31 protein-coding genes are annotated in these 26,205 nt (G+C 43.0%); 3 read left to right on the forward strand and 28 right to left on the reverse strand.

Annotated features, from left to right (window positions below):
- From aroC to cmk, 13 genes are all read right to left on the reverse strand, one after another.
- Positions 1–1,167 carry a chorismate synthase gene (gene aroC / locus ACFOJ8_RS05775; protein ID WP_380653878.1) on the reverse strand — a complete coding sequence of 389 codons (1,167 nt, stop codon included), beginning with the start codon at positions 1,165–1,167 and terminating at the stop codon, positions 1–3.
- 74 nt (positions 1,168–1,241) lie between these two features.
- Positions 1,242–1,688, reverse strand: coding sequence for a nucleoside-diphosphate kinase (gene ndk, locus ACFOJ8_RS05780; RefSeq protein ID WP_380653881.1), 447 nt, complete (start codon positions 1,686–1,688; stop codon positions 1,242–1,244).
- A gap of 68 nt (positions 1,689–1,756) precedes the next feature.
- A complete protein-coding gene (locus ACFOJ8_RS05785; RefSeq protein ID WP_380653884.1) occupies positions 1,757–2,710 on the reverse strand; it encodes a polyprenyl synthetase family protein in 954 nt (317 codons plus the stop codon).
- Complete coding sequence (locus ACFOJ8_RS05790; protein WP_380653887.1) at positions 2,707–3,417, reverse strand: demethylmenaquinone methyltransferase; 711 nt, start codon at positions 3,415–3,417, stop codon at positions 2,707–2,709. The genes ACFOJ8_RS05785 and ACFOJ8_RS05790 overlap by 4 nt, the downstream gene beginning before the upstream one ends.
- Positions 3,418–3,428: 11 nt before the next feature.
- On the reverse strand, positions 3,429–3,923 hold the full coding sequence (locus tag ACFOJ8_RS05795; protein WP_380653890.1) for a hypothetical protein: 495 nt from the start codon (positions 3,921–3,923) through the stop codon (positions 3,429–3,431).
- A gap of 60 nt (positions 3,924–3,983) precedes the next feature.
- Positions 3,984–4,256: an HU family DNA-binding protein gene (locus ACFOJ8_RS05800; RefSeq protein ID WP_160652473.1), complete on the reverse strand. Its 273-nt coding sequence runs from the start codon at positions 4,254–4,256 to the stop codon at positions 3,984–3,986.
- Positions 4,257–4,375: 119 nt separating this feature from the next.
- On the reverse strand, positions 4,376–5,098 hold the full coding sequence (locus tag ACFOJ8_RS05805; RefSeq protein WP_380653893.1) for a hypothetical protein: 723 nt from the start codon (positions 5,096–5,098) through the stop codon (positions 4,376–4,378).
- Positions 5,091–5,297 (reverse strand): DUF2768 domain-containing protein, encoded by a 207-nt coding sequence (locus ACFOJ8_RS05810; RefSeq protein ID WP_380659894.1) that lies wholly within the window; start codon positions 5,295–5,297, stop codon positions 5,091–5,093. The genes ACFOJ8_RS05805 and ACFOJ8_RS05810 overlap by 8 nt, the downstream gene beginning before the upstream one ends.
- 19 nt (positions 5,298–5,316) lie before the next feature.
- On the reverse strand, positions 5,317–6,360 hold the full coding sequence (locus ACFOJ8_RS05815) for an NAD(P)H-dependent glycerol-3-phosphate dehydrogenase (RefSeq protein ID WP_380653898.1): 1,044 nt from the start codon (positions 6,358–6,360) through the stop codon (positions 5,317–5,319).
- 15 nt (positions 6,361–6,375) lie between these two features.
- Complete coding sequence (gene der / locus ACFOJ8_RS05820) at positions 6,376–7,686, reverse strand: ribosome biogenesis GTPase Der (protein WP_380653901.1); 1,311 nt, start codon at positions 7,684–7,686, stop codon at positions 6,376–6,378.
- Between the two features lie 102 nt (positions 7,687–7,788).
- Complete coding sequence (gene rpsA, locus ACFOJ8_RS05825; RefSeq protein ID WP_380653904.1) at positions 7,789–9,018, reverse strand: 30S ribosomal protein S1; 1,230 nt, start codon at positions 9,016–9,018, stop codon at positions 7,789–7,791.
- Positions 9,019–9,092: 74 nt separating this feature from the next.
- Positions 9,093–9,668 carry a lysophospholipid acyltransferase family protein gene (locus ACFOJ8_RS05830; RefSeq protein ID WP_380653907.1) on the reverse strand — a complete coding sequence of 192 codons (576 nt, stop codon included), beginning with the start codon at positions 9,666–9,668 and terminating at the stop codon, positions 9,093–9,095.
- Positions 9,669–9,670: 2 nt separating this feature from the next.
- A complete protein-coding gene (gene cmk, locus ACFOJ8_RS05835) occupies positions 9,671–10,327 on the reverse strand; it encodes a (d)CMP kinase (protein ID WP_380653910.1) in 657 nt (218 codons plus the stop codon).
- Positions 10,328–10,398: 71 nt separating this feature from the next.
- Between cmk and ACFOJ8_RS05840 the strand changes: the two genes are divergently transcribed.
- Complete coding sequence (locus tag ACFOJ8_RS05840; RefSeq protein ID WP_380653912.1) at positions 10,399–11,358, forward strand: asparaginase; 960 nt, start codon at positions 10,399–10,401, stop codon at positions 11,356–11,358.
- Positions 11,359–11,402: 44 nt separating this feature from the next.
- Here the strand turns inward: ACFOJ8_RS05840 and ACFOJ8_RS05845 are convergent, their stop codons facing one another.
- A complete protein-coding gene (locus ACFOJ8_RS05845; protein WP_380653915.1) occupies positions 11,403–12,377 on the reverse strand; it encodes a YpdA family putative bacillithiol disulfide reductase in 975 nt (324 codons plus the stop codon).
- A gap of 13 nt (positions 12,378–12,390) precedes the next feature.
- Entirely contained in the window at positions 12,391–13,449 is a 1,059-nt protein-coding gene (locus ACFOJ8_RS05850; RefSeq protein ID WP_380653917.1) for a LysM peptidoglycan-binding domain-containing protein, read from the reverse strand.
- A 212-nt stretch (positions 13,450–13,661) separates the two neighbouring features.
- Here ACFOJ8_RS05850 and ACFOJ8_RS05855 point away from each other — a divergent pair, with 212 nt between their 5' ends.
- Positions 13,662–13,886, forward strand: a complete 225-nt coding sequence (locus ACFOJ8_RS05855; protein ID WP_380657034.1) for a 4Fe-4S domain-containing protein — start codon at positions 13,662–13,664, stop codon at positions 13,884–13,886.
- Positions 13,887–13,926: 40 nt separating this feature from the next.
- Here ACFOJ8_RS05855 and ACFOJ8_RS05860 read toward each other — a convergent pair whose 3' ends face one another.
- From ACFOJ8_RS05860 to ACFOJ8_RS05900, 9 genes are all read right to left on the reverse strand, one after another.
- Positions 13,927–14,484 (reverse strand): ECF transporter S component, encoded by a 558-nt coding sequence (locus ACFOJ8_RS05860; protein WP_380659895.1) that lies wholly within the window; start codon positions 14,482–14,484, stop codon positions 13,927–13,929.
- A complete protein-coding gene (locus ACFOJ8_RS05865; protein WP_449329069.1) occupies positions 14,481–16,178 on the reverse strand; it encodes an ATP-binding protein in 1,698 nt (565 codons plus the stop codon). The genes ACFOJ8_RS05860 and ACFOJ8_RS05865 overlap by 4 nt, the downstream gene beginning before the upstream one ends.
- On the reverse strand, positions 16,178–16,885 hold the full coding sequence (locus ACFOJ8_RS05870) for a response regulator (RefSeq protein ID WP_380653925.1): 708 nt from the start codon (positions 16,883–16,885) through the stop codon (positions 16,178–16,180). Before ACFOJ8_RS05870 ends, ACFOJ8_RS05865 begins: the two co-directional genes overlap by 1 nt.
- Positions 16,886–16,903: 18 nt before the next feature.
- Entirely contained in the window at positions 16,904–18,097 is a 1,194-nt protein-coding gene (gene ccsB, locus ACFOJ8_RS05875) for a c-type cytochrome biogenesis protein CcsB (protein ID WP_380659896.1), read from the reverse strand.
- 4 nt (positions 18,098–18,101) lie between these two features.
- A complete protein-coding gene (locus ACFOJ8_RS05880) occupies positions 18,102–19,733 on the reverse strand; it encodes a cytochrome c biogenesis protein ResB (protein ID WP_380653931.1) in 1,632 nt (543 codons plus the stop codon).
- A 12-nt stretch (positions 19,734–19,745) separates the two neighbouring features.
- Positions 19,746–20,276, reverse strand: coding sequence for a redoxin domain-containing protein (locus ACFOJ8_RS05885; RefSeq protein WP_380653934.1), 531 nt, complete (start codon positions 20,274–20,276; stop codon positions 19,746–19,748).
- A 93-nt stretch (positions 20,277–20,369) separates the two neighbouring features.
- Positions 20,370–21,101, reverse strand: a complete 732-nt coding sequence (locus ACFOJ8_RS05890; protein ID WP_380657037.1) for a pseudouridine synthase — start codon at positions 21,099–21,101, stop codon at positions 20,370–20,372.
- Entirely contained in the window at positions 21,097–21,630 is a 534-nt protein-coding gene (gene scpB / locus ACFOJ8_RS05895) for an SMC-Scp complex subunit ScpB (protein ID WP_380653937.1), read from the reverse strand. Before scpB ends, ACFOJ8_RS05890 begins: the two co-directional genes overlap by 5 nt.
- Positions 21,630–22,343, reverse strand: coding sequence for a segregation and condensation protein A (locus tag ACFOJ8_RS05900; RefSeq protein ID WP_380653940.1), 714 nt, complete (start codon positions 22,341–22,343; stop codon positions 21,630–21,632). Before ACFOJ8_RS05900 ends, scpB begins: the two co-directional genes overlap by 1 nt.
- Before the next feature lie 31 nt (positions 22,344–22,374).
- Between ACFOJ8_RS05900 and ACFOJ8_RS05905 the strand changes: the two genes are divergently transcribed.
- Positions 22,375–22,902 carry a DUF309 domain-containing protein gene (locus tag ACFOJ8_RS05905; RefSeq protein ID WP_380653943.1) on the forward strand — a complete coding sequence of 176 codons (528 nt, stop codon included), beginning with the start codon at positions 22,375–22,377 and terminating at the stop codon, positions 22,900–22,902.
- Positions 22,903–22,988: 86 nt separating this feature from the next.
- On the opposite strand, the gene deoB is transcribed toward ACFOJ8_RS05905, so the two are convergent.
- The 4 genes from deoB to ACFOJ8_RS05925 all read right to left on the reverse strand — a co-directional run bounded on the left by deoB (position 22,989) and on the right by ACFOJ8_RS05925 (position 26,144).
- Positions 22,989–24,161: a phosphopentomutase gene (gene deoB / locus ACFOJ8_RS05910; protein WP_380653946.1), complete on the reverse strand. Its 1,173-nt coding sequence runs from the start codon at positions 24,159–24,161 to the stop codon at positions 22,989–22,991.
- A 9-nt stretch (positions 24,162–24,170) separates the two neighbouring features.
- Complete coding sequence (gene xerD, locus ACFOJ8_RS05915; protein ID WP_380657040.1) at positions 24,171–25,055, reverse strand: site-specific tyrosine recombinase XerD; 885 nt, start codon at positions 25,053–25,055, stop codon at positions 24,171–24,173.
- A 9-nt stretch (positions 25,056–25,064) separates the two neighbouring features.
- Positions 25,065–25,511, reverse strand: a complete 447-nt coding sequence (gene fur / locus ACFOJ8_RS05920) for a ferric iron uptake transcriptional regulator (protein ID WP_380653949.1) — start codon at positions 25,509–25,511, stop codon at positions 25,065–25,067.
- A 75-nt stretch (positions 25,512–25,586) separates the two neighbouring features.
- Positions 25,587–26,144 carry an NUDIX hydrolase gene (locus ACFOJ8_RS05925; protein WP_380653952.1) on the reverse strand — a complete coding sequence of 186 codons (558 nt, stop codon included), beginning with the start codon at positions 26,142–26,144 and terminating at the stop codon, positions 25,587–25,589.
- Positions 26,145–26,205: the final 61 nt, after the last annotated feature.

Here is a 26,205-nt window from a genome sequence, read left to right on the forward strand (position 1 = left end):
TTAATATTCACTCAATCTCTGTTTATACTGTGCAACTGCTGATTCAAGCTCTTGGAAGTCATCGTGAGGGAACTTGTCTAGAATAGCGTTTGCGATTTCGATGGCGACCATATGTTCACATACAACAGAAGCTGCAGGCACAGCACACGCATCGCTGCGTTCAATAGTCGCTTTGAAAGCTTCTTTAGTATTGATATCTACACTGAAAAGTGGTTTATAAAGCGTCGGTATAGGTTTCATAACCGCTTTGACGATAATTGGCATTCCTGTCGTCATACCACCTTCAAACCCACCGAGATTATTGGTACGTCGATAGTAACCTTGCGTTTCACTATATAGAATCTCATCCTGTACTTCAGACCCAGGTGTCTCACCCGCTCTGAAACCAATACCGAATTCTACGCCTTTGAAAGCATTTATGCTGACGATGCTCCCAGCAATCTTAGCGTCGAGTTTTCGGTCGTAGTGAACATGACTGCCGAGACCAGGTATCGGATTTTCTACGATGACTTCAACGATGCCACCAATAGAATCTCCTTTTTTCTTTGCTGCATCAATTAATTCTTCAGCCGCTTTCGTCTTATCTTCTGAAACCATACGTACCGAAGATTGGTCAGGTCGGTTAGCACGTTCTTCAATGCTGTATTCTGCTTCGTCTTTCACTTCGCCAATTTGGTTGACCCGACTAAAAATCCGTATATCAAGCGCATGAAGTAGCTCTTTACAAAGTGCACCAACAGCAACGCGTGAAGCAGTTTCCCTTGCAGATGAACGTTCCAAGACGTTGCGCAGATCACGCACGTTGTATTTCATCCCACCGACTAGATCAGCATGACCTGGTCTTGGCTTCGTAATCACTCTTTTCATTGAAGCTTCTTCTTCTGCAGTCAATGGTTCGCTGCCCATGATTTTGCTCCAGTGTTTGAAATCATCGTTTGTAATTTCCAGCATAATGGGGCTGCCGAGTGTCTTGCCATGTCTCACACCACTACCGAACTGGAAAGTATCCTTCTCTATCTGCATGCGACGGCCGCGTCCGTAGCCACCTTGTCTTTTCAGTAGTTCAGCAGTCATTCTCTCCTTGTCTATTGGCAAATTTGCAGGGAAACCTTCAACGATGGCTGAAAGTTTTGGTCCATGCGATTCGCCTGCTGTCAAAAATCTCATATTAAATATCCTCCTTAATAATTCACGATACTAAAAAAAGCTGAGTACTTTACCCAGCTTCTGCCCTTTTTACTCTAATAGATCCATGCACTGTTGGATAGCTTGTAGTCAAGAATTTCATTTTCATCAAAGAAAAGTGAGATTTCTCGTTCAGCACTTTCTTTTGAATCAGAACCATGAATGATATTCTTTCCGACCGTTAATCCATAGTCTCCGCGGATGGTTCCAGGAGCTGCTTGCTGGGGGTTGGTTGAACCTACAATAAGACGTGCTGTATCAATAGCATTCTCACCTTCTAGTACCATTGCGAACACTGGACCAGAAGTGATGAAGTCTACAAGTTCACCAAAGAATGGTTTCTCCTCATGTTCTTGATAATGAGTTTTGGCAAGTTCCTCAGATACCTGCATCAGCTTGGCACCGGCGATTCTAAAACCTTTGTTTTCTAGACGCCCTACAATGTCACCTACGAGATTTCTTTGAACACCATCAGGCTTGATCATTAGAAAAGTCTTTTCCATTTCTGAATTCTCCTTTAGTTGAAATCCAATCCATATTATTTTAACACTATCATTTCTGATTTTTCAATTTAATTCAGACGATTCGATAGTTTTTCTGCGATTTCCATCAAGTACCCTCGGATCGGCTCATCTATATCTGCAATTGCCGACCTTGCCTTATCTATATATACGTTGCTGATAGCGATGGAACGGTCGATTGCGTCTGATGCAAGTATATCTTCAATCAGCTCATCGAGTTGCTCTCTGCTTCCATCGAATGCATTTAGTTTCCTGCTGAAATTCTGACTTTCGTCTCTCAGCATAAGCACCGGCAATGTGTAATGGCCGTTCTGAAGGTCTGAGAACTTAGGTTTACCGAGTGATTTTTCGCTTCCTATGAAGTCGAGGCAATCATCAATAATTTGAAAACTCATTCCAATGTGATAGCCATATATAAGCAAGGCGTCTAAAATGCGCTGCTCAACATTTGATGCGTATGCGCCCATTTTAATACTTAGCTCAATCAACAGCGCGGTTTTCCTATATATTTTGGTGTAATAGTCATCGAGTGTTTGGTGAGTATCGAACTGATGATCCAGTTGAAATATCTCTCCATCTACTATATCCCTGATGGCTTTAGAGAAAGCCTCGTGGAGCGCCTTGTGTTTTATTGTACTGACAATTGAGAGAGAGGTAGACAAAAGATAGTTCCCGGTATTGATGGCTTGTAAGTACCCATGTTCGTAATAGACTGTCGATCTGCCACGTCGCAGCCTGCTGTTGTCGATAATATCATCATGCACCAGCGTTGCCATGTGAATCAATTCGAGACTCGCACTCGCTTTTAATACATCCTGATATTTTTCGGGATCACCCAGCCTGCCGACAAGGAGCGTGAATGTTGGGCGAATCTTTTTACCGCCAGATTTGAAAAGTTCATAACTTTTGGAATTTACAAGAATCTCATTAGGATCAAGATTTTCCTTTATGATCTCTCCGACTGCTTCAAAGTCTGAAGCGAGGTACTGTTTTGCTGTTTTCAATTGAAATCCACCTGTTCGAGCGGTCTGTATCCAATATGTGTGGCAGCAGTACCGAAAGTGTGAGAGATAACCTTAATATTGGTAAATCCACAGTCGGACATCATAAATTTGAGTGCGTCCTTGGAAAGGAACGAACTCGTGGATTCATATAGCCATTCATACTCCTTGGAACGATCAGCGATCAGACCGCCTAGCTTCGGCATGATTGTACCAAAGTAGAAATCAAAGCCTTGGCCGACGAATTTATTCTCTGGAACAGATGTTTCAAGAACGACAAGAGTACCACCCGGTTTCAATACTCTATAGAATTCTTCAATTGCCTTATTGTAATCAGGAAGATTTCTCAATCCGAAACCGATGGTTACATAGTCGAATGAACCATCGTCAAACGGTAATGACATTGCATTGCCCTGAAGCAACTCAATATTATCGTGAGTAGTCGTCTTTTCTTCAGCTACTTCCAGCATCTTCTCACTAAAATCGATACCAATAACTTCTGCAGTCGGGGCCTTTTCTGAAAGCTGGATAGTCCAATCCCCAGTACCACAACATACATCAAGTACAGACTGACCGTCTTTAACAAACATTTCCTTCATTGTTCGTTTGCGCCACATATTGTGCTGATTCAAACTGATAATGTCATTCATACGATCATAGTCTGATGATATAGAATTAAATATGTTTTGAACTTTTGTCTCTTTGTCCATTCAACTCACCTTTACTTTTGGTTTATGTATGGAAGTGAAGTGATATCTAGGTTGTTCATGCTTGCCTCTATGACCTTATCCAAACGGCTATCAATATATCCATTCGAGATGAGATAGCGCATCGGACCGTAAAGTAGCCATTCCATCTCCTGTGAACGGAGCATTCTATCGCCCATAGCCAACTCTGATTTTCGAGAATTAAGCGATTTCGACATCTCCATCATATCACGTAGCACTTCATATTCTTCGTGCTCAGAGAGCATCATATAGAATTTACTAAAGAGGTAGTCGCCTGCAAGCACATGCAATTCCCGATCAGCATCTTCAGGTATCCGATCCAAAAGATTGAGAGCGGTATTGAAGAGCAGCACTGCCTGATTGACGTGAGGGCTATTTAGGATGTGGGCCTCTTCCGAGAAAAATTCAAAGAAGGGATCATTATGTATATCGAGGATCCATGAGTTGGGACCGAGGTCGGATTCAAGTTCTTTCCTGAGCGCATTCATGACAAATATCACCTTATAAATTAATAGACCTAACCATTACGTTAGGCCTAAATAATTGAATTATTTTACTGCATCTTTAAGTGCTTTTCCTGCTTTGAATGCAGGAACTTTTGATGCTGAGATTTCAATTTCTTCTCCTGATTGTGGATTACGTCCTTTTCTTGCTGAACGCTCACGCACTTCAAAGTTACCGAAACCGATAAGCTGTACTTTCTCACCATTTTTCAGTGATTCTTGAATAGTGTCAAATACTGCATCAACAGCAGCACCTGCTTCTTTTTTAGTAAGGTCAGCATGATCACTGACAGCATTGATCAAATCTGTTTTGTTCATCAGATCCACCTCCTTATATGACTATAATGATAACAACGATTATCATTATATTTTGACTTTAACACAGTGAATGTAGCACTGCAACGGATTTAGCCGCTTTAACGCTAAAAACCCCCGTTTTAATCGCTTTTGTGGCGGTTCGTCATGAATATTGGCATGTTTTCCTCATCTACGGTAATTTCAGGAGAATAGATTGGCACTATGGGCGTATATTCGTAAAGGACATGTCTGACATCTTCACCCGTTTCGAATTCTAGACCATTCTCTTCAATGATTTTACCGATGTCCTCTCGATAGTCCACGATGAACTCCTGTCCACCATTGTAGTATACGTTCAAAGTAGAACTAGTATAGGGACTCGTAACAGTTGGGTTTTCATCAAACTTGTAGAAGTTTAGATCCAATGGATAGACGTTTGGACCAATGGGTTCCCCAAGCTGTACGCTCTCCCCGAATGCATTCAGACGAATGGTAAGCGACCTGACCTCATCTGTGATTCTCAGGTCTGCGAGTTTCACTTTCGGATCATCTTCCGCATCGACAATGACATACTGATAGTTGCCTCCAGATTCATAGGCATTGTCTGGCCGCTGTTCAAGGTAGTTTGGTATCAATGCTGTAAAATCAATCTGGTATTCGAGATATTCTCGCTGCCCTTCCAGTGTTCTGATCGGCAGTAATCCATCGGAATCTTCCCTGTACTCATCTACAGCGTTCTGCACCATCTCTATCTGCATATCGCGAGGAATTTGGTTACCTGCTCTATTTGACTCCGGATAAAGACACCCGGAGAGGACTATGCAGCCTACAATCACGCTCAGCAAGAATCTAAAGCTACGCATGGCTGCTGCCTCCAAGCACCGGTATCATGAGCAGAAAGGAAAATATCAAAAGGGCCCACGCGACAATAGAAACTATGATACTTATCGGGCGGGAAGAAATTTTATAGCGTGCAACATATATTAGTACAGCTGCAAGCGCCATTGCTCCCAATGAGTAGAACGAAATCCACATCAAATTCATTCTTGAAATATCAAACATCTTATCACTCTCTAGTCCATTATTTGTATTGTTGCTGCAGCACTTCTTTCAAATCATCAGTTTCCCCGGTCTTCTCACGCATCATTAATGCATAGAAGGCTTCCTCCTGACTGATATCTTCAAATAGATATTTATACAGCACTTCGGTGATGGGCATCTCGACTTTGTATTGTGTTGCTAGTTCATAGGCAGCTCGTGTCGTATTAACGCCCTCAACGACCATGCCCATCTCTTTTTGGGCCTCTTCTACACTTCTGCCTTCAGCTAGCATAATACCGCAACGGTAATTTCTAGAATGCATGCTCGTAGCTGTAACGATTAGATCCCCCATACCCGTGAGTCCGAGGAATGTCAACGGGTCAGCGCCCATGCGTGTGCCGAGCCTTGCAATTTCTTGTAGCCCGCGCGTAATGATCGCAGCCTTTGCATTGTCTCCAAAATTGAGTCCATGAAGAACGCCAATCGCCAAAGCAATAATATTCTTAAGTGCGCCGCCAATCTCCACTCCAGTCATATCATCATTATGGTATACACGGAAATATTGGTTCATGAAAACATCTTGTATGATTTTTGCGCCATCCGGTCCCACAGAAGCTGCACTAACAGTCGTCGGTGCCTTTCTAGCGACTTCTTCGGCATGGCTTGGGCCACTAAGTACGCAGATGTCCTTTACAGTCTCTTCATTTGTTTCTTCTGAGATGATTTCGGAAACTCTCAGGTGACTATCTAATTCGAGCCCTTTGGCAACATGGACCAACAGCACCTTTTTACCCATCACCTTCAGATGCTGATGGAGTTCTTGGGTGACCTTTCTCATGGCTTTAACAGGAACAGCGAGAACAACCACTTCAGCGTGCTGGATGCTATCTTCCATCGAGGATACGGCCTTCACAGATTCAGGAATAAAAACATCTTTCAAATAGCTGTTATTTGTATGCTGAGTATTAATTTCGTCCACAACTGCTTTGTTCCTGCCATAAATATGCACATCGTGACCATTATCGACAAGCACCATCGCCAGGCTGGTGCCAAAACTGCCTGTGCCGATCACTGAAATTTTCATAAGGACTGTACCCTCCTAGTTTCTTTTCCTGCTGAGAATGTGGATTGGAGTACCTGTAAAGTCAAAGGCTTTTCTCAGTTGGTTCTGCAAATACCGCCGGTAGCTGAAATGCATTAGCTCAACATCATTGACGAACAAGACAAAAGTTGGTGGCGCGACACTAACCTGAGTACCGTAGTAGATGCTCAGTCTGCGTCCATTATCTGTCGGCGTTGGATTCATGCTGACACTATCGACAAGCACTTCATTCAATGTACTGGACTGTACACGCTTCTTGTGAGACTCATTGACAAGACTGATGAGTGGGAAAAGGGTTGTCATCCGCGTTTTCTTCAGTGCTGAGACAAAGGTGATCGGGGCATAGTCCAGAAATTGGAACTCCTGCCTTACTTTATCTTCAAACTTCTTCATTGTCTTATCGTCTTTCTCGACTGCATCCCATTTGTTAACGACAATGACGACAGCGCGCCCCGCCTCATGGGCCAAACCAGCAATGCGCTTATCCTGCTCGATGATACCTTCTTCACCATTGATGACGATTAAAACAACATCCGAACGTTCAATCGCGCGTGTCGCCCGAAGCACTGAATACTTTTCTGTTGCTTCATAGACCTTGCCGCGCTTTCTCATACCTGCTGTATCTACTAGTGTATAGTGTTCGTCGTTATAAAAATAGTCAGTATCTATTGCGTCTCTCGTCGTCCCAGCGATGTCAGAAACGATTACACGCTCTTCACCGAGAATTGCATTGACCAAACTCGATTTTCCAACGTTCGGTCGACCAATTAGTGAGACTCTGACGGAGTCGTTATCTTCCTCTTCTGTCTCGAGGTTTTTGAAGTGTTCAACTGCTGCATCCAGAACGTCTCCGAGACCGAGGCCATGTGATCCAGAAACTGGGAAAGGATCTCCAATACCCAGCTGATAGAATTCGTATATATCATTTCTCATTTCAAAGTTATCTATCTTATTTACTGCAAGTACGACAGGCTTTTTCGATTTCTGGAGAATTCGCGCCACAAAAAGGTCGTCCTCCGTCACGCCCTCCCGACCATTTGTAATCATTATGATTACGTCAGCCTCGAGTATTGCGATTTCTGCCTGCATTTTAATCTGTTCTTGGAATGGTTCATCTTTAATTTCAATTCCACCTGTATCGATGACATTGAATTCGTAGTTAAGCCAGTCTGCCGCAGCGTAAAGACGGTCTCTAGTAACGCCTGGTGAGTCTTCTACGATTGCTTTTCTTTCACCAATGATACGGTTGAACAAAGTAGATTTTCCGACGTTCGGTCTCCCTACCACGGCTATTGTTGGTTTATACATGGACTACCTCCTATATTTAAAATCATTTTAACACAAAAATAAAATAAAGAGCGATACTTATCGCTCTTTATCAGTTGATGACATATTGAATTTGAGGTCTCTTTAGATATCCAGGTTTTTGAAACGATCTCCGAAGACGTCGCCAAGTGTTGGACCATCATCTTCTGTATCGTCACGGTATACTTTAGCCTGTTCTTCTTTGGCTGGTTTATCTGAAGTTTCTTTGATTGAAAGTGAGACTTTCTCGGAGTCCTCATTCAATGAAAGAATTTTGACAGAAACTGTCTGACCTTCTTTAAGCACGTCAGATGGTGTTGCAACATGCTCGTGACTGATTTCTGATACGTGGACAAGTCCTTCCACACCAGGTGCAACTTCAACAAATGCACCGAAATCAACAAGTCGCTTCACTGTACCTTCCAAAACTTCACCTTCAGAGTGAGCGTTCAGGAAAGAATCGAAAGGACTTGCCTGAGCCTGTTTCAAGGAAAGGCTGATTCTTTCTTGCTCAGGATCTACATCGAGAATCTTGACCTGTACCTTATCCCCAATACTGACTGCATCTTCAACTTTTTCAACTCTGCTGTAATCGAGCTCTGAAATGTGTGCCAGACCATCGACTTCGCCAAGATTTATGAATGCACCAAAAGTGGTGATTCTTACAACTTCACCTTCTACAACGCTTCCTGCTTCGAGAGATTCGAGTTGCTTCTTGCGCTCTTCTGTCTTTTCAGCTTCTACAATACGCTTACGGTTGAGGATGACACGATTCTTCTCAGATTCGATGTCTTCAACTTTGACTTCGAGCTCTTGTCCTTCGAACTGGTTGAGATCTTCGATATAAGCATCAGATAGCAATGAAGCTGGAATGAATCCTCTGACACCAACATCAACAACAAGTCCAGCTTTAACAACTTCCATAACTGTTCCTGTGATTGTTTCATCGTTGTCCTTAGCAGACTGCAAGTTATCGTAAGCGTTTGACTCATCAAGCTTCCTGATGGAGAAGATGACATTTTTACGGTCTTCCTCATTTTCAACTTTGATGACAACGCCTTCGATCGTATCTTCTTCCGATACAATCTCTTCAGGGCGTTCGATTCTTTTGTTAGTCAGTTGGCTGATTGGTACAATGCCTTCAAAATCGGAATTCTCGATGTGAGCTTTGACAAATTTATCTTCTATCTTGTAGACGGTGCCTCTTACAGTATCACCGATTTCAAATGTACTAGAAGTATTTGCACTTGTTTCTTCGGAAGTATTCACTTCTTCATTGTTTTCTTGGTTCAGTTCTTCATTGTTCTCTTCGTTCACAGTATTTTCAGTCGTCATATGCCTGCCTCCAATTACATTACTATAAAGTGTATATATCTAACTTCTTACAAATATAATCATTTGTCAAGTAATTAACCGGAAATAAGAAGATTGTTGATGCCTTCTTTGATTTTTTCCGTAATATTCTTGCGGTTGTGCCCTGATTCAACAAGGGACTTCGTATCTATCGGTTTTCCGAATATGATTGTAATCCCCTTTTTTCTATCGTAGCTACCTTTTATGGCAGCAGGGACAATCTGTGCTTCCGACTTTACTGCCAAAAAACTTGCGCCTTGTTGCAGGTCTTTTAGTGTGCCAGATTTATTCCTGCTCCCTTCAGGGAAAACGAGTAGCATATTGCCTTCGCCAAGCACCTCAATTGATTTCTTCAGCGCTGCACGATCTCCTTTACCGCGTTCAACCGGTACAGCATTCAAACGTCTGATCAGGTTACCGAGGATAGGAATCTTGAATAGTTCCGATTTTGCGAAAAACGACATTTCACGCTTCACGCTAGTGGCGATTAAAGGTGGATCGTAGAGTGACTTATGATTGCTGCAGATAAGGACAGGGCCCTCCATAGGGATTCTATCCTCACCAATCACTTTAATTTTAAATCTCGCCTGGTAGTACTTCTTAACAATTGCCTTCACTGTGCCGTATAGCATTTCTAGTTTCCCTCCAGCAGGTCTAAAGCCATTTTTATGATTGTATCTTCCACTTCCGCTATGCCCATGTGACTTGTATCAAGGAGCACGGCTTCGTCTGCTTTGACAAGTGGTGATATCTCTCTGTTCATATCCAGTTCGTCCCGTCGTACAATCTGGTCGGTCAGCGTTTCGAGATCGATGTCTACCCCGCGGGCTTCCTCTTCCTTGAGTCTGCGCTTGGCCCGTATTTCAGGAGACGCTTTCATGAATATTTTAAGCTCTGCATCTGGCAAAACAGTCGTTCCGATGTCTCTGCCATCCATCACGACACCTTTATCCTCTGCAATTTTCTGCTGCATCGAAACAAGATAGCGCCTCACCCCAGATAGACTTGATACCTCGCTTACATTGCTGGTCACTTCCTGTGTACGGATATCTTCCGTAACATCCTCTCCGTTCAAGTACAGCGTTGTGCCGCCTGCTCCAAAACGAATGTCCAAGTCCTCCAGCTGATTAAGAATCTGCCTATCGTGACGAATCAGATGCAGAGTGACAGCTCGGTACATCGCGCCTGTGTCGATGTATATGTAATCCATTCTTTCTGCGATCCGTTTCGCTATTGTACTTTTGCCTGCAGCAGCAGGACCATCAATTGCTATATTGATTTTCTTTTTCATATAAACCCGCCTTGTTCATTGTTCCAGTTTATTTTATCATAGTTTTATAGATTCGTTTAGGAGGAAGTCATATGCAGAAAAAAATATTGGCAATACATACCGGGGGGACCATCAGCATGACTTCATCAGAGGGTCTAGTCAATCCTGTGGGAGATAATCCAGTTACTTTGGAGAAGACAGATCTGCTCGATATTGAGCTAACAGAGTGCTACCCCGTAAGAAAACCATCGCCTCATATGACCCTGAGCGATATGATTACAATCCGCGACATCATTCTCGAGAGTACTGACGACTACGATGGCTTCGTCATCACCCATGGAACCGACACACTCGAGGAGACCGCTTATTTCCTTGATCTAACCCTGGCTATTGGGCAACCTGTCGTGATTACAGGGGCGATGCGCTCTTTCAATGAAATAGGTTCAGACGGCATGTACAACTATATATCGAGTCTCCGTGCAGCCATGAACGACCAGTCGTACTCAAGAGGTGTACTTGTTGTCTTCAACGACGAGATACATACAGCTAGAAACGTCACTAAGACCCACACTTCGAACATCGCTACATTCCAAAGCCCGAACCACGGGCCGATTGGCATACTGACAAAAGATGAAATTCACTTCCACCATCAAGTCAGCCTGCAGGATCATTTCGCCATTGCCCATTCAGGCAGGAAAGTCGGACTCATCAAAGCCCACGCCGATCTTGATGAAATTCTGTTTGATGCTCTTGTAGCTGCGGGTTATGACGGCCTCGTTGTCGAAGGCCTAGGTCAGGGAAACCTCCCGCCTAGTGCACTTCCAGGCCTTGACCGCATCATCCAAGCAGGTATCAGCACAGTACTGGTTTCGCGATCCTTTAATGGCATTGTCGGCAGCTACTATGACTATGAAGGAGGCGGCTACGATTTGAAAAAGAGAGGTGTTATCTTCTCCAACGGGCTTAATGGACAAAAGGCACGTATAAAATTGCTCCTTGCTCTTTGTAATGATATTGAAAGTGAAGAGTTGGTCGAAGTTTTCCAGCATTAGAACAAATCAGCGCCTGCTACCGATATCGGTAGCAGGCGCTGATTTTATTTACTTGCCTTTTTTTCTATATCCTTGGCAATAGCCCCACCGTGGAATTTTCCGTTTTCTATAAAAATGGTGTTGGCATCGTTGCCGGCAGCAATCACTCCGGCAATATAAAGGCCATCCACATTCGTCTCCATTGTTTTCTTGTCGTGTAGTGGCGCAACACCATGGATGTTTTCGTTGATCTCTACACCAAACGAGGTAAGCAGACGGTAGTCCGGATGATATCCGATCATCGCAAATACATGATCGTTGGGAATTTCGAACGTTTCGCCCTCTTTTCGGAGCACGACGCTACTGTCTTTGATATCTATCACATCAGTGTTGAAATGCATGGCGACTTTATCATTCTTGACGAGCGAATCGAACTGGGGCAAAACCCATGGCTTCACACTTTTCGAATAAGCCCCTTGTCTATAGATGACAGTTACATTGCTGCCTGCTTTTTCAAGTTCGATTGCTGCATCTACACTGGAGTTCTTTCCTCCAATGATTAGTACATTCTGATTGAAGAAAGGATGAGCTTCCTTGAAATAATGATGCACTTTACTTTTATCTTCTCCTGAGACATTCAGTCTATTCGGCTGGCCATAGTAACCGGTCGCAATCACGAGATGGCTACAACTATATCTGCCCTTTGAAGTCTCAAGGACAAACCCTCCCTCTATCCTACGGCCTGAAGTTACTGTTTCATAGGTATTGATATTTAGATCGAAGTGTTTGACGACTTCCCGATAGTATACAAGCGCCTGATTTCTTTTCGGCTTATGTTCTTCTGTAATAAACGGAAATTCTCCGATAGAAAGCTTTTCACTCGAGGAGAAGAATGTCTGATGCGTTGGGTAGTTGTATATTGCTTCTACGATGTTCCCCTTCTCAATGACCAGATAGTCCAAATTCCTATTCTGAAGTTCTATGGCGGTAGAAAGGCCACATGGACCTGCACCGATGATAATTGTGTCGATATGCTTCATGTAATACACCTTTCTATTCTGGAATGACCAGTTCTTGCCCAACCGACAATGAATCTGCGGAAACGCCGTTGGCTTCCAGTATCTTGCTGACATTTTCTGCACTGCCGCTACCGTAATATCTCATCGCAATACGATAGACGTTATCGCCTGAGCGTACGACATAGGTACTACCACCTGAGTTTTCTGGTGCTTCTTCCGTCACTTCTTCTTGTTCCTCAGACGGCTCCTCCGTCACTTCTTCGGTCGGTTCTACAGATGACTCTTCAGTGGTTTCTTCTGCTTGTTCCGCCTCCGCTTCAGGTGTTTCAACTACACTAGTACTTGAATCGGCCGTCTCCCCCGACTCCTTATCCTCTATCGCTGTAGATGCTGCAGCTTCTAGTTCTGATTGCTGTTCATCACTGTATTCGAACTCAACTGACCCAGTTCCTAAATCGTTACTCTCTGTCTCATTTCTTGATTCAGCTAATTCACGTTCAAGCTCCGCCTTCTGATCTTGGAGATCCCCATCTGTTTCTTCAGGAGATGCTTCCGTGTTTTCCTCTGGTGATACTTCTTCAGTTGTGTCTTCGGTATTATTGGCAATTTCTACGTCCGTATCCTGCGACGGCCAGAAGTTGCTAATGATGAGGACACCGAGAATAATCGTTACCGGCAGAATCAGAATTCCCGCGATTAATGTCGGTGCAAATCCATCCTTTCTACCATCCACACTCTCATCTTTTCTTTGTTTGCGGGTTGGACGGACCTTCGACAGTTTTTCTTTGGAAATTTTGAGTTCGTCCCTGACTCTCTTGTCGTATGAGGATAGTTTACCTGCAAAAAATGCCTTCCCTTTTTGCAGTTTCTCTTTATTGATGCTGGCATCAAGTTTTTGGCGCCATTCCTTAAGGCGCTCTTTCTGATGACTTGAAGATTTATCTTTATCCTTATCCTTTGGTTTATGGCGTTCAGCCCGACTGAAGGTTCTATCCGATGCCTTGTTTTCTTCAGAATGCTTTTTGGTGCTCTTATCCTTTTCTTCCTTCGAAGCACGCTTATGTTCTATGTCTTTATAGAAATCATCTTTCATGCACATTCTCCTCAAACTATATATTTCGTTTTAATTATAGTATGTTTTTGACTTATTTTAAAGAGGCAGTGCCACTACTTTACGACTAAGGTCGTATTGTCCCTCCTGACACTGAATATAATTGAATTATAACTTGAATAGCCGTAGAATAAAGATGAAGAAATGGTTGAGAGGTGAAAATAGTGAGCGAAAAGAAGTATACAATCGTTGATATGGATACCTGCATCGCATGTGGTGCATGTGGTGCAGCAGCACCTGATATATATGATTATGATGATGATGGAATCGCTTATGTCATTCTGGACGATAACCAGGGTACTAAGGCTGTCCCTAATGAATTGCTCGAAGACATGGAAGATGCATTCGATGGTTGTCCAACAGACTCCATTAAAGTTGAAGACCAGCCGTTCGACGGCGATGCATTAAAATACGAATAAATTTAAAGCGTGACCCTAAGGAAATAGGGGCACGCTTTTTTCATTTCGGAAGCTTTGGAATAATTTTTACATATACTACGTAAGCGACAAGACATACGAGCGTTCCTTTTATAAGGTTGAAAGGAATAATTCCTGCTGTAACTACGGCACGTAAGTTTGCTACAAGATCAGACTGATCAATGATGATTCCATACATCGGAAGCAAAACAAAATAGTTCAATACAGCCATCATTGCTGTCAGTGTAATGATACCCGCTATAAAACCTGCTAAGAGGCCACGTTTGGAGCGGTGTCTAGCGTAAACAAAATATATCGGCAGTAGGAGTGAAAATGCTGCCATCATATTGGATAATGGGCCTATCGGTTCGCTTGCCATTAACAAGCCATATAGCACGATTTTCATAATGATGATGAGTGCGCCTGCTCCTCCGCCAAAAATAATGAACCCTATGAAAGCTGGGATGTCGGAGAAGTCAACAGTCAGAAATGGCGGCAGGAATGGAATGGGAAATTGTATGAGCATGAGTATAAAAGATAGGGCCGCCAAAATACTTATAATTATTAATCTTTCCAAGTTATTTCTTCTCATGCGCATCATTCCTCTGTGTGATTTTTGGGTAAGGTAATCCGGAAAGTAGTTCCTTCACCGAATGTACTGTCAAGTTCTATTGAGCCATTGTGCCTATGGATGATGCTCTTTACTATATATAGACCAAGACCAGTGCCATGCTGCCCCCGTGTCCTAGACTCGTCGACCTTGTAGAAGCGCTCAAATATCCGTTTCTGATGTTCGGTGCGGATACCTGTACCAGTATCTTTGACGTCGATAGTGAAGTAGCGTTCAGTACTGGTTACACTGATGGTAATATAATCTCCCTCTGATGTATAGCGGATTGCATTGTCTAGCAGATTGGTGAATACCTGGCTCAGTTTATCATAATCAAAATCGAAAACCATATCGCTACTGTTTACATCTATCGAAAATTCAAGACCATTTTCGAGCATTTCGTGTCGGAAGCGGCTTGATAATTTATCAAGCAACTGACCGAAATCATTCTCTTGTATATGGAAAAAATCTGAGCGACTATCCATACGTGCGATAGTGATCAACTCATTGACCATTGTGTTCATTCGATCCGATTCATCCTTGATAATGCTGATCATCTCCTTGATTTCATCAGGATCGGTGACGATGTCATCGAGCAGTGCTTCAGAGTAGCCGCTTAGCATGACCATTGGTGTTTTAAGTTCATGAGATACATTGGCAATGAACTCGGATCTCATCTTTTCTGTACCCACTTCTTCTGTTATGTCCTTTATAAGAAGAATGACGCCATAGACTACGTCTCCTTCCTCGACCGGTGTATATGAAAACTGGAGATGACGAGATTCCATCTCCATTCGTTCGATAGCGGATTCGCGGTTTTGAGCAATCTCTCTAATATTTTCAGTGAAACGCTTGGATTCCGATTGATGCTGTAAAATAAGATCGTGGAGCTCCTGGCCTTTTTGATTGCTGTATATAAGTTCTGCATCACCGTTGTAGTAAAGGACACCTTCATTCATGTATGTGAAGATCTGTTCACGCAGATTCCGTTCATGTGTGATTTCTGAAATATTGTGCTTAATATCATTATTCATTTTATTAAATGCGAGTGTGAGTTCACCGATCTCATCTCTACTCTTCACTTTAAGTGTATTATAGTTCCCTTTTGCTGTTGAAAATGCAGCGCTTCTGAGGTTAATCAGGGGTCTGGTAATCCTGTTGATCAAGAAAAATGCAAATGAAGTCGTGATAAGAAACAATACGAACGCACTGCCGATAATGATGATCGTAACAGCTTGCATGGATTGATTGATGTCTTCAAGGTCTCTGTATTTAATTATTGCAACATCACTATCAAAGTAGTCACTCAAATTCGAAACTTTGACCATATAGTCGTGGTTATAGATATCTTCGAGTATAAAAGTCGTGCCCGTCCCTTCTCCTTCCAAGATCCGCTGATAGATGGCTTCATCGGCTGGAGATTGGTGAGAAATCATCCTACCTTCAGCGTAGAAGATAAGATTATCTTCACGGAGCAAAACGGAATCCATGTCTTCTATAACGTGCTCAGCCAACACGATTTCCTCAAGGCGTGAAATTTCATCATCAAGCAAAGTTTCCGTTGAGTTTAGCGCGTAATTACGAAAATATAGACTTAAAATTACCGATAATATAATTAAAACTGTCGTTACTATCAGAATGATAGTTAACCACAGTTTTGTGACGATGCTGTTGATAAAGCGCATTATTCATTAACCTCGAATTTGTACCCGATGCCCCATACGGTATGAATCATTTCGCTCGCTTCCGGTGAGACTTTATTAAGCTTCTCACGCAGACGTTTCACATGAGTATCTACGGTCCTTAAATCTCCGTAGAAGTCGTAGTGCCATACTTCTCGGAGTAGCTCTTCTCGATCGAAGACTTTGTCCGGACTTCGAGCCAAAAATAGTAGCAGTTCGTACTCTTTTGGCGTCAAGTTCACTTTAACGTCTTCAGCGAGCACCCTGTGAGCATCGTTATCGATAACTAGGTGATCGTAAACAATAATATCTTTTGTAGATGAATCTGCCTCAATGAATGCAGTTTCTGAAGAACGGCGCAAGATGGCCTTCACCCGGAGTACCACCTCTCTGGGAGAAAATGGCTTAACAATGTAGTCATCCGCACCGACTTCAAAACCTTCCACCCGGTTATTCTCCTCGCCTTTTGCAGTCAGCATGATAATTGGAGTAGACTTCTGGGTTCTAAGGCGCTTTGCCATTTCAATTCCGTCCATGCTCGGCATCATGAGGTCCAGCAGTATACAGTGGAAATCCTCTTTTAAAGCGAGTTCCAAGGCGTCTTCTCCATTATCAGCTTCAGTGATTTCATAACCTTCGCGCACCAGGTACATATTAAGAAGTTTTCTGATGCGGTCTTCATCATCCACTATGAGAATTTTCTCAGACATATAAACCCTCTTTTCGTATTATGCGTAGGAGTGCAGGCCTGCAACCAGCAAGTTGATGGCAATTAGGTTGAAAAGAATGAGCAGGAAGCCGATGATGGCCAGCCATGCAGACTTTTCTCCCTCATATCCTCGGTTGAGACGCAAGTGCAGGAAGATCGTGTAGAACATGAATGTGATGAACGCCCACGTTTCCTTCGGATCCCACCCCCAGAATCTGCTCCAGGCAATTTGTGCCCAGATAGCTGCAAAGAATATGCCACCTAGTGCAAATATCGGGAAACCAATGATAACAGATCGATATCCGATTTCATCCATCAGATTGAGATCTGCCTTGTTGGACCACGGCTTCAGTAGTGCAATAATGCGTTTTCTAAGAATGAGGCGAACAATACCGTAAACGATAGCACCAAGAATAACAGACCATATTACGGTGTTCAGTTTCTGGGAATCGATAATTGGTGGCAGGTTGATGCCACTATGGAAGTGTTCTGCTTGCTCATAATTATTATCCCCCACGTTTTCAACTGCAACAGCTCCTTCGAAATTCACAAGGCTCGGCAAGTGATATTCTGCTACCTGATTTTGCCCTTGCTTATCGGTATAGAGAAAATCGTCTTGATAACCGATGACATTTTGCATGACAACAGTCGTGCCGATAAAGACGATGACAGTAACGATACCTGCCATGATTGCTTCTAGGAAACGGGCACGCCATGACTTTTCAGTCGCTGGTACAGCCTTCAGCAAATAAATCAAACCGGCAACAGCACTCATTGATAGTATACCATAGGCAAGCGTCACAGTAATGACATGAATGGCAAGCCAGCTACTTTGCAAAGCAGGAATCAGCGGTGCCACTTCACGTGAAAACATGCTTCCGTACGCCATAAGAAGCATGGAGATAGGCAAGGCGAACAGGCCAAAGAGATTGGTCCTGAAATAGAAATAGGTGATCAGGTATCCGGCGACGATCATAATCGCGAACATGGTGATGAATTCATACATGTTCGATACAGGGGCGTGCCCTTGTGCAATCCATCTGAGGATGAAATAGGAAACCTGCAGGATAAAGCCGACAATGACCATTGCCACCCCTATTTTAGCGGGTTTTTTTGATTTTATGCTTGTCGCCAAAGGAAGCATTGCGACGAGATACAGTATAAATGCAACGTACAGCAGCGTGCTGCTGATCGATACGAGTTGAGATGCCATATTATTACTCCTTATCTATGTCTTTGTCCCCATCATCCAGCTTATCGTTAACTTTACCGAGATTATGTGATTCAAGAACTTCGTTTATCTCTTTCTTCATTCCAAAGTAGTTCTTGTTGGTATGTGCTGCCAGCGTTAAGCTGTCTTCAGCTTTAAGCCAGATTCTCCGGTGGTTGATATAGGATCCTATGAAGAGACCGATCAGGAAGATGATAAAACCTGTAGCTATGAAAGGGATTGTCAGGTCTTTTTTCAGTGTTAGAACACTGGCCATATGCTCTTCGGCAGAAACAAAGCGAATGCTATAGTCGTTTCCAGATGTGATGTCTGTACTATTCATAATCTGAAGCAGACTGAGCTCACTCTCTTCTCCATCATCTACTTCAAAGACGAACGCCGGATTTCTTGGCACTGGAGTAGCTGATACCAATGTACCATTCTCCGCAATTTCTTGGAAATCTGGAGAATATGCACGCATGTTTACCGAGATACCATCACTAATCTCAAAGCTGTCTTCCGGATCCCGGAGATCGACTATAAAGTTATCTCCCACAGTATTGCCTTCACCATCTTCGAGCCTGAAAGTCATTGACTTGAGTTGGGAATTGTCATAACTCGATTGATAGAGTTCATAATTTCCGAAACGATACGGATGGTTGACACGTATGCTGTATTCTTCAACTGCTTCCAAGTCGGATTGAGCACCGATTATGTCAGAACTACTATTTTCGTAGAAAGTGATGTCCGTCTGGAAATTGCTAACAACTTGATTGTCGCTCTCAAGCGCTTGCTGGAATACTTCATTGCCGTTCTCATCATAAGTATCGAGCGTGAATCCATCGTTTTGTACATAGTACTGACCATTTGTCGTTGGTAATTCTTTAGTTTCACCTTCATTGATATGAACAAGTTCATCTACATACATTCCCGGGAAAAACCTCAGCATACTACCAAAGAGCAGTATAATAAGTCCTGTATGATTAATGTATGGACCGTAGCGTGAGAGCCGGCCCTTCTCAAGGAGATAACTGTTACCATCTTGGCTGACCTTATACCTTTTCTTTTTAAAAGATCCGATGACTGCATCGGTCTCTGGTGTATCTTCCTCTGATAGGTAGAGCCTTTGCCTTCTAAAGAAGCTGTCGTGCTTTTTAACACGTTGCTTATGAAGCGACTTGAACAGGGGTACACCTCGGTCGATGCTCGCTGCAATGATGGAGAGTGCTAGCATGCCATTCAGTATGAGGAACCACCATGACGAGTAGAGGTTGTGGAAGCCGAGTGAATAGTAGAGGTACCCTAGACTGCCGTAGTTTTCCTGATAATATTCACCTGGGTCGACTCCAATTGGAATGAAGTACTCCTGTGGGAAAATAGTTCCGATAGCAGCAGCTATTGCAATAATCAGTATGATCGTGACACCAATCTTTACTGAAGTGAAGAAAATCCAGATCTTGTCAAAGATGCTTTTAGATCTGACTTTCGATCTTACAGCGCTACCATCGTAACGCATCAGGTCCTTGATTTTGTCCTTGTCATAATCACTGTCGATCATCTTTCCACAGGACTGGCACAGCTGTGTGCCTGGGGGATTGACGTGACCGCATGACCCGCACTTAATTTCTTTTAATTGCATTGCTCATTCATCCTATTCTATGGCTTCACTGATAAATAAAGAAATATCTTCCGGAGTGAGCTGGGATTCCTGTTTTTTAACGATAATGCCTTCTTTGTTTACAGCAATCGTCGTTGGCAGTGGGCCAATATTGTATGCTTTGGTCACACTTCTCGACTCGTCCATCGCAATTGGAAATTCCAGTTCTGCATCCAGCCCGGAAATGAACTGTCTGATTTGCTGTGCGTTTTCTGCGACATTGACTGCGACAATCTCATAATCATCATGACCATCCAGATACGTTTCATTCATGTCAGGCATCTCTTCACGGCATGGCTTGCACCATGTACCCCAGAAGTTCAGAATGACACCTTTCTCTTCAGTGAGTTCAGATAACTGAATCTCCTCACCTTCAAGTGTAGTCAGTTTAAAATCTACTGCCTCATCCCCTACTTCTACAGCTTTGGTACCTGAAGTCAAGTTAAACCACACTGTAATCCCTATGAGCAAAGCAATCGAAGTGATAATGCTCACCCTCAGAATATTACGTGTACGTCCCTTCATCTTTTTCACCTGCCTGTACTTTTATTCATGTCTAACATTATAGCATCTAATAAAAATCCCCTGTATGACAGTATTATGACAATTGGAAACGGTCTATTCCGCTTTGGCGTTGGCAATCAGTTTTTTCACTTCATGCGGTTTCAGAAACCTGTACTCACCTTCAGCCAGCCCATTCAGGTTCAGGAAGTCGTAACTGATTCTTGTCAGCTTAACGACTCTGAGACCAAAATGTTCAAACATTCTTCTAACCTGACGGTTACGGCCTTCGTGAATGGTTAATTCCAGAATCATCTGTCTATCGTTTTTATCACGTATCACTTTTAAACCAGCAGGCGCTGTCATACCGTCCTCAAGCTTAATACCCTTGCGCATCTGTTTTTGCTCCTCGCGTTTCAGTATACCGTCAATTTTGACACGATATGTTTTGCTCATCTCGTATTTTGGATGTGTCATGTACTGAGTGAACTCACCATCATTGGTCATAATCAGAATGCCTGAAGTATCATAGTCCAGGCGGCCGACAGGATAGAGCCTGACGTCCATCTGCTCGAATGCGTCTACTACAGTACGACGGCTCCTATCATCTTCAGCTGCTGAAATTTCGCCGACGGGCTTATAGTATAGTATGTGCACCTTTTCCTCTTGGCTAAGTGGTATACCGTCCACTTCTATTTTATCTATTTCCCTAACCTTGGTGCCAAGTTCTGTGACTTTCTTACCGTTGACGTTAACACGGCCTTCAGTAATCATTACCTCAGCTTTTCTTCTTGATGTTACTCCGCTATTTGCGATTGCTTTTTGTAATCGTATTTCTTCCATATTAATATTCCTCCTCCATACTTTCGAAAAATAAGTCCATCTCTTCTTGTTCCATCATTTCCTTCTGCGATGGAAGCTCTTCTAAACTGGAGAGCCCGAAAAGCTGCAGGAAATAGTCTGTAGTTATAAAGTGTGCAGCTCTTTCGTCGTTCACATTCTTTTTCATAATCAGTCCTTTACCAAGCAGTGTGGATACTGGTCCGTCAGACGCAACACCACGCAATGCTTCGATATCTCCTCTAGAAACGGGTTGGTTATAAGCAATGATGGACAGTACCTCAAGAGAGGCTTGAGAAAGTTTCTGGCTTGGTCGATCATCAAGTACTCTCTGGATGTACTTCTCCATGTGCTGCGTTGTCTTCAAAAAATACTTGCCGCCATGTCTTTGTATTGTGAAGTTTGGCTTTTCATAGTTTTCGAGCGTACTGTCGAGCTGGGTCTTTGTAATCGGGACATGCATGATAAGTTGCTCTTCTGAGAGACCAACATCTCCAGCAATATACAAAAGTCCTTCTATAATATCGATCTTCTCCATTAATCATACAGCCTTTCAATCTCAAAATCATTCCCGGCATCTATCCGTATACCCAGTTTCCCGTCTTTAATATATTCAAGAATAACAATGAATACAGCAACGACCTTAGGTCTGGCCTCGGTAAAAGTGAATAATTCATCGATTTTTAATACTTGTTTCCGTGCGAACCGGTTGTGTAGGAATGTCTCTGCTTCTTCTCGGGAAACCGGTTCTCTGGTGATTGTTATATTTTTCGGACGATCAACAGCGACACGTGCACTTACTTTCTGATAGGCGGCAATAAGATCAGCAAGTGAAATATCAAGCGGTGTGGCGTCTGTCTCTTCCTCCTCAAATTCATGCGGTGCCTTGATATAAAGCTTTTCGTTTTCAGTTTTCATTTCGGCCAGCTGTTCTGCGTACTGCTTATAGTTCTGATATTCGATAAGCTGTTCCATCAAGGACTCTCGTGGATCTTCATATTCTTCCTCTGCATAGGAAGGCTCTGGGAGGAGCATCCGGCTTTTAATCTTTAGCAGCTCGCTTGCCATCACTAAATATTCACTTGCTACATTGATTTCAAGCTCTTTCATTTCATCGATATATTCCATATACTGTCGAGTAAGAGATTTCATCGGAATATCGTAAATATCTATTTCTAGTTCTTTTATCAAGTGTAACAGCAAATCTAGTGGACCCTCAAACACATCGAGTTGTACCTTATAACCATTCATTCCAATTACCTCAATATCAGGAGACGATCGTATGCAATTGCCACATCTCATGGATTTCTATAACGAACTCATTATAAAGCAAGATTACTTCGAATGCCATGAAATCATGGAGGAAGCATGGAAATCGAAATCTAATTTTACAAAAAAAGACCCCGAAGTTTTTCTTATTCTGCTTGCGACAGGCGAATATCATTATCGGCGGAATAACAGTATCGGTGCCAAAAGATCCTACAAACGGGCGCTTAGTCTATACTATGAAAATCGATATGATTTACAGGCTTTCGGGATGGAAGATGCACTGATCGACTTAATGCGCGCACGGTTATCTCGCATGTCGACTAGTGCATTCATACCAGCTTCATTTCCGTTGACTGAACCGACATGGGCAGCTCTCCATGCATCCTACGGCAATGGTATAACAATTGATGCATTTAGAAAAAAATCGGAGAAACGTTTCATACAAGATCCGGCGGTGGTTCATAAACATCGTCTGAGAGATAGGTCCGGAGTCATCAGAGAACGGGAGGCGGCCATCAAAAAAAGAAAACATCATGAATGATGTTTTCTATAAAAAAATGATCCAATAAGCAAAGCCCCAGACGATAGCAAGAACGGCAATCAGAATGAAGGTGAAATACTTATTCTTCATGTAATGTCCCTAAGCAGGCTTTTACCGTGTGTATCGTATCCGATTTTGAAATTCTCGGCAATTGTAGCTGCAACGTCACTGAATGTATCTGAATTACGCAGTGGTCCATAGTTTCCACTGCCGCCATGTCTGATGAGCAATGGAACAGACTCGCGGGTATGGTCCGTGCCTTCGAAGGTCGGATCATTGCCGTGATCAGCTGTAATGATCAAAAGGTCATCTTCGGAAAGCTTTGCTTCTATCTCAGGCAATCGGTCATCAAAAGCTTTCAATGCACTACTGTAACCTTCAGGATTGCGTCTATGTCCGTAGAGAGCATCGAAGTCGACAAGGTTCAAAAAGGATAGCCCTGTAAACTCTCTATCCATGACTTCAAGTAGTTTGTCGACGCCGTCGTTATTATTCTTCGTACGCACAGCATCTGTAATCCCGGAACTTGTAAATATGTCGTCGATCTTACCGATTGCGATAACGTCATTTCCATTTTCCTCGAGTGCGTTCAGCACTGTTTTACCAAAAGGCTCCAGTGCATAGTCATGCCTATTTTCAGTCCGTTCAAAATTGTCTTTACTATTACCAATATACGGTCTTGCAATGACGCGTCCGACAAGAAAATCCGGATCCGTTGTCATTGCACGTACCTTTTCACATATAGTATAGAGTTCATCTAATGGAATGATATCTTCGTGTGCAGCGATTTGCAGTACGGGATCATTGGATGTATAAACGATCAAGTCGCCTGTCTTCATCTGATGTTCACCATATTCTTTGATGATTTCCGTGCCACTTGCCGGTTTATTCCCGACGATATCACGACCAGTCGCTTCACGTATCCTATCGAGCAGTGCTTCAGGAAAGCCATCTGGATAGACTTTAAACGGCTTCTTGATATTCAGTCCAGCAATCTCCCAATGACCGGTCATCGTATCTTTACCTTGGGAAACTTCATTCATTTTACTGTAATATGCTTCCGGTCGGTCGGAACACTCCACACCAGGTAGCGTATCAATGCAACCAAGGCCGAGCCGTGCAAGGTTGGGCAGTTCGACAGGATGACTCTCCAGGGTATGTTTCAGTGTATGTGAGCCAGTATCCCCAAAATCCTCAGCATCGTGCTGTGCTCCAATACCTACTGAATCCAGTACAATTAGATGTATTCTTTTGAACATATGAATCTCCTACTTTCTTGGATGATATTTTTTATACATTTCCCTTATCTTCACAGCGGAAATTTGCGTGTATATTTGGGTAGTGCTTATATCCGAGTGTCCAAGCATTTCTTGAACTGCCCGTAGATCGGCACCATTCTCAATAAGATGGGTCGCGAACGAATGTCTGAATGTATGCGGGGTAATGTTTTTACTAATACCACTTTGAAGTTCATATTTCTTTATCGTTTTCCACAGTCCTTGCCGGGTAAATCCACTGCCGCGATTAGTAAGAAAAAGCACATCGGTATTCTCTGCCTTGAGCAAGACAATGCGCCCTTCTGAAATGTAATCCTTGAGCAATTTGCCGACATAATCCGTAATAGGAACGATTCTTTCTTTACTTCCTTTACCCATTATACGGATGAAGCCCATCTCTACGTTTAGATCCGTAATTCTGATATCGATTAGTTCGCTTACACGAAGCCCGGAAGCATAAAGCAATTCCATCATCGCCTTATCCCTTATCCCGGCAATCGAAGTGTCCGGAGTGGACAGTAAACGCTCCATCTCCTCTACTGTTAGGTATACCGGCAGTTTTTTAGCCTCTTTAATCGAATGGAGTCGAAGTGCCGGGTTATGGGAAGTAATGTTATCGTTAACTAAAAACTGATGGAAGTTCTTCAAGGTGGACTGCATGCGGGAAATGGTCTTAGCACTTTTACCTGACGCGCGCATACTCTTTAGAAAGTCTATCAAAGTCTCCGTCTCGATGCGCGAGACATCCGAAATGTCCTTTTCCAAAAGAAAAGCCCCATACTGCATCAGATCCTGACGATAGGAACTGATGGATGACTGGCTCAAGCCTTTTTCTACACTCAGAAAAAGGAGATATTCTTCTGTGTGATCTTCAATTTTCATGATCTAATCCTTCTTGCTCTGGCAATTTCCACAGATGCCATGAAAAGTAAGACGGTGGTCCAGTACCTTGAAGTTGTATTCTTTTTCTACAATCTTCTCTACATCTTCCAGCAAATCCTCTTCTATCTCTTCTACTGCTCCGCATTCCATGCATACAAGGTGATGGTGGAAATGTTTGGCGCCTTCTTTTCTGAGATCATAGCGGCTGACCCCGTCGCCGAAGTTGATTTTATCGAGAATCTTGAGTTCACTCAGCAGTTCAAGTGTGCGGTAGACCGTGGCCAGCCCAATTTCCGGATATTTGTCTTTCACTTTGAGAAAGACATCCTCTGCACTGAGATGTTCACGTTCATTCTCCAGCAGGACTTTGACCGTCACCTCTCTTTGGGGTGTCAGCTTATACTGAGCTTCCTGCAGTGCTTCCTTGATTCTCTGAATCCTGTTTTCCACGTGTTCACCTACTTTGTTTGATAATCACAAACATTATAACCAATTTGGCGTATTATTAAAAGGTATTTATAATCATTATAAATTAAACTTTGCAATGACATACTGGACGGCAATTACCGTTTTGGCATCTTGGAAGGCACCATCCTCTAATCGTGTAGTCAAGTCAGACAATTTTATTTTAACGATGTCCAAGAACTCATCCTCATCTAATGATTGCTCATCGATTACCATATTTTCTGCTTCGTAGAGATGAACATATTCATTCGAGAAACCTGGTGAAACATAAAATCCATAAATTTTACGAAGTTTTTCTGACACACCGCCAATTTCTTCTTTCAACTCTTTTACAGCCGTTTCATCAGGTGCTTCCCCCACTTCGATCTTCCCAGCAGGAATCTCAAGTAAAAAGTCATCCGTCGCTACTCTGTACTGACGGACGAAGAACATCTCCTCACCTTCAACTGCTACGAGCGCGACAGCCCCTTTGTGGTAGACGATTTCCCTATCCGCACTGCCACCATCAGGCAGACCTACCTTGCTATGGTCAACCTTGATCACCTTGCCATCGAATACCCTCTCCGAAGAGATGATTTCCTCTTTAAGATGTGAAAAGTCATTATTGCCTGTACTCATACGCCCGCTCCCTTATCTGAACTTTTGTTCCTACTGATAGTATATTAACATACGAGAAGAT

Origin of the sequence: Salinicoccus sesuvii, assembly GCF_042648145.1 — a bacterium.
In the GTDB taxonomy this organism is placed as follows: domain Bacteria; phylum Bacillota; class Bacilli; order Staphylococcales; family Salinicoccaceae; genus Salinicoccus; species Salinicoccus sesuvii.